The following is a 6,760-nucleotide window of genomic DNA, read 5'->3' on the forward strand; positions in this document are numbered from 1 at the left end:
GCTAAAACACCTAGTGCTAATTTTTACCTAAACGTCGCGCAATTAGCTAAAGCGTTTTTTACCGCTGAAGCCAATGAATTTGAACAACTGAGTTTGGATATTCCGGTGAATTGTCCAGGTAGTGCTGACTTAGATCCGCTTGAAGAAGAGGTTGTACAAATTAACTAAACTGGATGACGGCTTATTTAGCCCCATCTTTATTTTAACAAGGAGACCATATGAAAAAGCAAGCTTCCGACATGGGTCGTCGTCAAATGCTCAAAGCATTAGCGCTCGGCAGTGCGGCAGGTGCTGTGGCCAGTGTCAGTGCACCCGCACTTGCTCAAGTCACTAAACCGTCTACAGAAGAGCCTACGGGCAATAACTATCGCGAAACTGAGCATATTCGCAATTACTATGCTTCGTTAAGCAAATAACAAAGGAGAGTGTGTGATGCGATTAACCCGCAAAACAGACACGGCCACCAAAGCTGAAAAGTCAGGCCTAGGTCTTAACCGACGTCAATTCCTCAAGTCTGCCAGTTTGGCGACGGGTGGTATTGCAGCGGCTTCAATGCTTGGCGCAGGTATGATGCGTAAAGCTGAAGCTAAAGATGTACCGCACAACGCACCTACAGAAATAAAACGGACGATTTGTTCACATTGTTCAGTAGGTTGTGGTGTTTATGCTGAAGTTCAAAATGGTGTGTGGACAGGGCAAGAGCCTGCGTTCGATCATCCATTTAACCAAGGTGGACACTGTGCTAAAGGCGCAGCATTACGTGAGCATGGTCATGGTGAAAAACGCTTAAAATACCCAATGAAGCTAGAAGGTGGTAAATGGAAGCGTCTATCATGGGATCAAGCCATCAATGAAGTAGGCGACAAAATGGAGTCGATTCGTCAAGAGTCTGGTCCTGATTCAGTTTACTTTATGGGTAGTGCTAAATTTTCGAACGAACAAGCTTATATGTATCGCAAATTAGCAGCAATGTGGGGCACTAACAACGTCGATCACTCTGCTCGTATTTGTCACTCTACCACGGTAGCCGGTGTTGCAAACACTTGGGGCTACGGTGCGCAAACTAACTCGTTTAACGACATCCGCAATTCAAAATGCATGATGTTTATTGGGTCTAACCCATGTGAAGCTCACCCAGTGGCGATGCAACACATTTTGATTGGTAAAGAACGCGGTGCCAAAATCATCGTAGTCGATCCTCGTTTTACCCGTACAGCGGCTAAGTCTGATGAATATGTCCATATTCGTCCAGGTACTGACATTCCATTTATTTATGGTCTGTTATGGCACATTTTCGAAAACGGCTGGCAAGATGATTCATTCATTTCTCAACGAGTATACGGCATGGAACGTATCCGAGAAGAAGTGAAGAAATACACTCCAGAAGAAGTCGAGCATATTGCCGGTGTGCCAAAAGCACAAATGTACCGTGTTGCGAAAATGATGGCAGAAACTAAGCCTGGCACTATCGTTTGGTGTATGGGTGGTACTCAGCATCACATTGGTAATGCTAACACTCGTGCTTACTGTATTTTACAGCTTGCCCTTGGCAACATGGGTATAGAAGGCGGCGGAACTAACATTTTCCGTGGTCACGATAACGTACAGGGTGCGACTGACTTTGGTTTGTTATTTGATAACTTACCTGGTTATTACGGCTTAACCTCAGGCGCATGGGACCATTGGGCCAATGTGTGGGACCTTGAACCAAAGTGGATCACCGAACGTTTTGATCAAGGTGAATACTTAGGTCAATCACCACAAACATCTGCAGGTATTCCTTGTTCGCGTTGGCACGATGGTGTGTTAGAAGACAAAACCAAAATTGCCCAAAAAGACAATATTCGTCTGGGATTCTTTTGGGGTCAGTCTGTTAACACCGAAACTCGTGGTCGCGAAGTACGTGAAGCACTGAATAAAATGGATACCATTGTGGTCGTTGATCCATTCCCAACCATGGCGGGTGTTATGCACGAACGCCAAGATGGAGTGTATTTATTACCCGCGGCAACTCAGTTTGAAACTTATGGTTCAGTGTCTGCTTCAAACCGTTCACTGCAGTGGCGTACGCAAGTTATCGAACCATTATTTGAGTCATTACCTGATCACACTATCATGTATAAACTGGCCAAAAAATGGGGCGTTGCGGACCAATTCTGTAAGCACATCAAGGTTAATGGCGATGAGCCATTAGTGGAAGACATTACCCGTGAATTTAACACCGGTATGTGGACTATTGGTTATACAGGCCAAAGCCCTGAACGTTTGAAAATGCACCAAGAAAACTGGGGCACATTCGACGTTAACTCACTTGAAGCACCCGGCGGCCCAGCTAAAGGCGAAACCTATGGTTTACCTTGGCCATGTTGGGGTACACCAGAGCAGAAACACCCTGGTTCTCAAATCTTGTACCGCACCGGACGTGAAGTTAAAGACGGTGGTGGTAACTTCCGTGCACGTTATGGTGTTGAACATAACGGCAATAACATTCTTGCTGAAGGTTCTTTCTCAAAAGGCTCTGAAATTCAAGATGGTTACCCAGAGTTTACAGCCGACATGCTAAAACAGCTTGGTTGGTGGGATGACCTAACAGCAGAAGAAAAAGTCAAAGCTGAAGGTAAAAACTGGAAAACTGATATCTCTGGCGGTATTCAGCGTGTGGCAATTAAGCATGGTTGTATGCCTTACGGTAACGCAAAAGCGCGTTGTATCGTGTGGAACTTCCCTGACGATATTCCATTACATCGTGAACCGTTATACACCCCTCGTCGTGACCTAGTGGCTAAATACCCTACTTATGAAGACCGTATGGTGGCTCGTCTACCAACGCTTTATAAAACCATTCAAGACAAGGATTTTGCTACCGACTACCCACTTGCAGTAACAACCGGACGTTTGGTTGAATACGAAGGTGGTGGTGAAGAAACCCGTTCAAACCCATGGCTTGCAGAACTACAGCAAGAAATGTTTATCGAGATCAACCCAGCAGATGCTGCAGATCGCGGTTTACGTGATGGCGATGACGTATTTGTTCACAGTCCAGAAGGTGCAAAAATTACCGTTAAGGCAATGGTGACACCACGTGTTATTGCAGGTGAATGTTTTATGCCATACCACTTTGCAGGCGTATTTGAAGGCAAGAGTTTAGCCAAAAACTACCCTGAAGGAACCGTTCCTTATGTGATTGGCGAATCTGCCAATACCGTAATGACCTATGGTTATGATGTCGTAACGCAAATGCAAGAGACCAAGTCTAGCTTGTGTCAAATAAGCAAAGCCTAAACACTTGATGAGGAGATAAGCCATTATGGCAGTCATGAAATTTCTGTGTGACACCAAACGCTGCATCGAGTGTAACGGTTGCGTCACAGCATGTAAAAACGAAAACGACTCTGCTTTAGAGTGGGGTATTCAGCGTCGCCGCGTGGTAACGCTTAATGATGGTGAACCAGGAGAAGCGTCAATCTCAGTAGCATGTATGCATTGTACCGATGCACCATGTATGGCTGTATGTCCGGCCGACTGTTTCTACCGTACCGAAGACGGCATTGTGCTACATAACAAAGATACCTGTATCGGTTGTGGCTATTGCTTCTATGCTTGCCCATTTGGTGCACCGCAGTTCCCTAAAAAGACTGCATTTGGTAGCCGTGGCAAAATGGATAAGTGTACTTTCTGTGCTGGTGGCCCAGAAGAAGATCATTCAGAAGCCGAGCGTCTAAAATACGGTTCAAACCGTATTGCAGAAGGCAAATTACCAATGTGTGCTGAACTTTGTTCAACCAAAGCATTGTTGGCTGGTGATGCAGGCATAGTGTCTGACATTTACCGTCAACGTATGGCTGCACGCGGTAATCCAAATGTGATTTGGGGCTACAATCCTAAAACAGGCGAAATGATTTAACCCAGAGCAATGGCTGCGATAATTTTCGCAGTCATATAAGGAGTGACAATGTTAACTTTAACGTTAAACAAATCACTGCGCAGGATGTTTGCTCTGTTGGTTCTGTGTATGGGATTGGGGTTGGTTACATCGCCGGTGTATGCCGCCGATGAACAATCAAGTCAGCAGCAAGCAAAGTCTAAAACCAGTGATGCAGATCTCTGGCGCGCAGTAAAAGCCGGCGAACCTGGATACAGTACGGACAAAGGCCTCGATGCTGATGTTCTAATAAATGTAGCTGGTAATGAAGGCAAGGTGTTGCGAAATACCTACTTAAAACCCGCACTAGGCTTAGCCGTTGTCGGTGTTTTTGCGGCCTTTTTAGTTTTTTACTTAGTTAATGGTCCATCAAAACTGAGTAAAGGCTTTTCGGGTAAAATGGTACTTCGTTGGAGTAAAAGTGATCTCTGGTTACATTGGATTATGGCAATTTCATGCCTAACCATGATGTTAACCGGTATAGTCATTATGCTCGGACGCCATTTCTTAGCCCCTTATGTCGGTGACGGTATTTGGGCTGGGATCATCGCCTTTAGCAAGTTTGCCCATGACTGGTCTAGCCCCATTTTTATGGTGTCTTGGCTGTTGTGTGTTATCAAATGGATGCCACTACAAACCTTCAAAATGTATGACTTGAAATGGTTTTTAGTGGTAGGTGGCTACATTAATTTTGGCCCGTTTAAAGGCAAACACCCTGACAGTGGTTTTGCCAACGCGGGTGAAAAAATGTGGTTCTGGACCTTAGCTCTTTTCGGTCTGAGCATCAGTATTACTGGCATCATGCTAGTGTTTCCTATGCTAGATTTACCGCGTGAACTATCAATGCTCGCCTTATTGATACATGGACTCAGTGCGACGATTTTAATCGCATTTACCATCGTACATATTTGGATGGCGACTGTGCTTAGTGAAGGCGGTATGGAGTGTATGGTTTCGGGATATTGCGACGAAAACTGGGCTTCTCAGCACCACAATGTGTGGTACGACGAAATCAAAGCCGATGGCAGCTTAAAATACAAAGAGTAGCCCTGCTTCCTGATGTTAATGCACCAGGTTGATGGCAGAGATAAAACACCTTGTTGGGTAACTAACAAGGTGTTTTTTATTGCTGCTGGTACATTAATAAGTTTTGGGGATGCAGGTAATGAATCGAATTGATTGCAGTAGATCATGGCGGTTTAATTTGAATCACTGTTCAAACTCAGTTAGTGTGCAGGATATTATTAAATTACTAGAAAACGAGTCGCTCTATAGGCTTGTTATGTGACAAAACTAAAAGACAAACAATGGTAGCCATTTCTCGAAATATTCAACTTTTACTCTTTGCCTTTATATTGGCAGGTTGTTCAACGATCCAATCTGGTGCTGGTGGAGATAGGATCGGTTTCACTGAGTCAGGCCAAGCCTCGTACTATAGTGATAGACATCAAAACAACAAGACTGCAAGCGGTGATATCTATCAGCATAATCAAAAAACTGCTGCTCATAAAACGCTACCATTTGGCTCTAATGTAAAAGTGACCAATACCAACAATGGTAAGAGTGTTATCGTTAAAATTAATGATCGTGGTCCGTTTGTTAAAGGACGCATCATTGATCTTTCAAAGTCTGCCTTTAGCAGTATTGGCAATATATCTACAGGGGTAATTAACGTTAATATCGAAGTCGTCCGCTAGCACTTTGTTATGGTGTTATATGGCTTGTTGACCTGGCACATAACAGAATTTTAGCGTGATAACCAAGTGGTCATACCGGCGAGTTTTATAGACTAACGTTTAGCATACAGTTTGGTTTTGCTTTCTTTAGTTGAGCTTTTATAAGAGGCCGGTTTCTAGCAAGCCATTGTTTAAAATTAATTTTGTGAGTCGTGAAATTAACCCAATTAAACAACTATTCGGAAGTGTTGCTAAAGATATGATCGAGATTGAATATTCTATTGGTGAATTAAAAACGTCAATGTTAGTTGTCGAGGAGCATCGATTTTACCTTATCACAAAGGAATGGATAAAGGCTGTAGAGCTGAATGTGGGTGACCAAATATTAGCCTGCAGTGATGCCATCGCTAAAATAGAAAGCATAAATAAAGTTGAAGGTTCAGCCCATTGCCGCGACTTAAAAATAAGCCATAATCATAATTATTTTGTCACCACAGCACGCCCAGCATTTCATGACTCACTCTGTGAGAGAGCCCCAATAGATAAGCTTGAGCGTATTGCATACGAGTTGGCAAATAGGCCCTCAAATTTCCCTGATGGTAAACCAACCGGTCACCATGGTGGTCCTTGGGTCGCGGCTAGATATCTACACTGTGATTCAAGCAAAGAAGCCATCGGCTGGGGCCGTGCTAACGACAACATGTGTGCTGAAGATGCCGCGGTAAGTGATTTGAGACAAAAAGTGGCCGATGCTATTGGTGTGATTGAATTACATCGAGGTAATGTAGATATTTCACATGCCTATTTGAGGAAATATACTAAAAAAGGCCGTTTTGTGAATAAAATGAGTCCTTGTGTTTACTGCCGTGATAATTATGGCAGCGCACTAAATGACACCACTGAAGGCGTGAGTAATTTGCCTAAAGATGGTCGCGATTATCTACCCCCAGTAGATAAATAGCTCTCAACTACATTTCCCCATCATTCAGCAGCCCACAACGTCATTTTTGCTGAGTTAACTTGAGATCCGCTTAAGTCATAAAGCCGTATTCGCTATTTTGAATCGAATGTCGTTGAGGGAGTATTGTTCAATAAGTGCTTTAAGTTGATTTGCATCCAATGGCCTTTTACTTCAAATTGGTTCTCAATATTTTTTAAAGTG

Annotated in this window: 6 protein-coding genes and 1 pseudogene; all 7 read left to right on the plus strand. The window is 43.7% G+C overall.

All coding sequences use genetic code 11. The features are described from left to right. A pseudogene (locus CXF78_RS21790) lies at window positions 1-168 on the plus strand (molecular chaperone); the annotation flags it as partial. 50 nt (window positions 169-218) lie between these two features. Beyond that, window positions 219-416 (plus strand): twin-arginine translocation pathway signal, encoded by a 198-nt coding sequence (locus CXF78_RS06885; RefSeq protein WP_011635548.1) that lies wholly within the window; start codon window positions 219-221, stop codon window positions 414-416. Between the two features lie 16 nt (window positions 417-432). Further along, entirely contained in the window at window positions 433-3,282 is a 2,850-nt protein-coding gene (locus CXF78_RS06890) for a formate dehydrogenase subunit alpha (protein WP_011635549.1), read from the plus strand. Between the two features lie 25 nt (window positions 3,283-3,307). Then, complete coding sequence (fdh3B, locus tag CXF78_RS06895; RefSeq protein WP_011635550.1) at window positions 3,308-3,904, plus strand: formate dehydrogenase FDH3 subunit beta; 597 nt, start codon at window positions 3,308-3,310, stop codon at window positions 3,902-3,904. Window positions 3,905-3,952: 48 nt separating this feature from the next. Next, window positions 3,953-4,969, plus strand: a complete 1,017-nt coding sequence (locus CXF78_RS06900) for a formate dehydrogenase subunit gamma (protein WP_102036353.1) — start codon at window positions 3,953-3,955, stop codon at window positions 4,967-4,969. Window positions 4,970-5,229: 260 nt separating this feature from the next. After that, window positions 5,230-5,619, plus strand: coding sequence for a septal ring lytic transglycosylase RlpA family protein (locus CXF78_RS06905; RefSeq protein WP_011635552.1), 390 nt, complete (start codon window positions 5,230-5,232; stop codon window positions 5,617-5,619). A 166-nt stretch (window positions 5,620-5,785) separates the two neighbouring features. Further along, window positions 5,786-6,559, plus strand: a complete 774-nt coding sequence (locus CXF78_RS06910; RefSeq protein WP_102036354.1) for a polymorphic toxin-type HINT domain-containing protein — start codon at window positions 5,786-5,788, stop codon at window positions 6,557-6,559. Window positions 6,560-6,760 lie beyond the last annotated feature (201 nt).

Source organism: Shewanella sp. 11B5, from assembly GCF_002836795.1.
GTDB lineage: Bacteria > Pseudomonadota > Gammaproteobacteria > Enterobacterales > Shewanellaceae > Shewanella > Shewanella frigidimarina.

Bases quoted from the DNA above. Each gene is read 5' to 3' on its own strand.
- CXF78_RS06885 (WP_011635548.1), top strand. From the start codon at position 219: ATGAAAAAGCAAGCTTCCGACATGGGTCGTCGTCAAATGCTCAAAGCA.
- CXF78_RS06890 (WP_011635549.1), top strand. From the start codon at position 433: ATGCGATTAACCCGCAAAACAGACACGGCCACCAAAGCTGAAAAGTCA.
- fdh3B (WP_011635550.1), top strand. From the start codon at position 3,308: ATGGCAGTCATGAAATTTCTGTGTGACACCAAACGCTGCATCGAGTGT.
- CXF78_RS06900 (WP_102036353.1), top strand. From the start codon at position 3,953: ATGTTAACTTTAACGTTAAACAAATCACTGCGCAGGATGTTTGCTCTG.
- CXF78_RS06905 (WP_011635552.1), top strand. From the start codon at position 5,230: ATGGTAGCCATTTCTCGAAATATTCAACTTTTACTCTTTGCCTTTATA.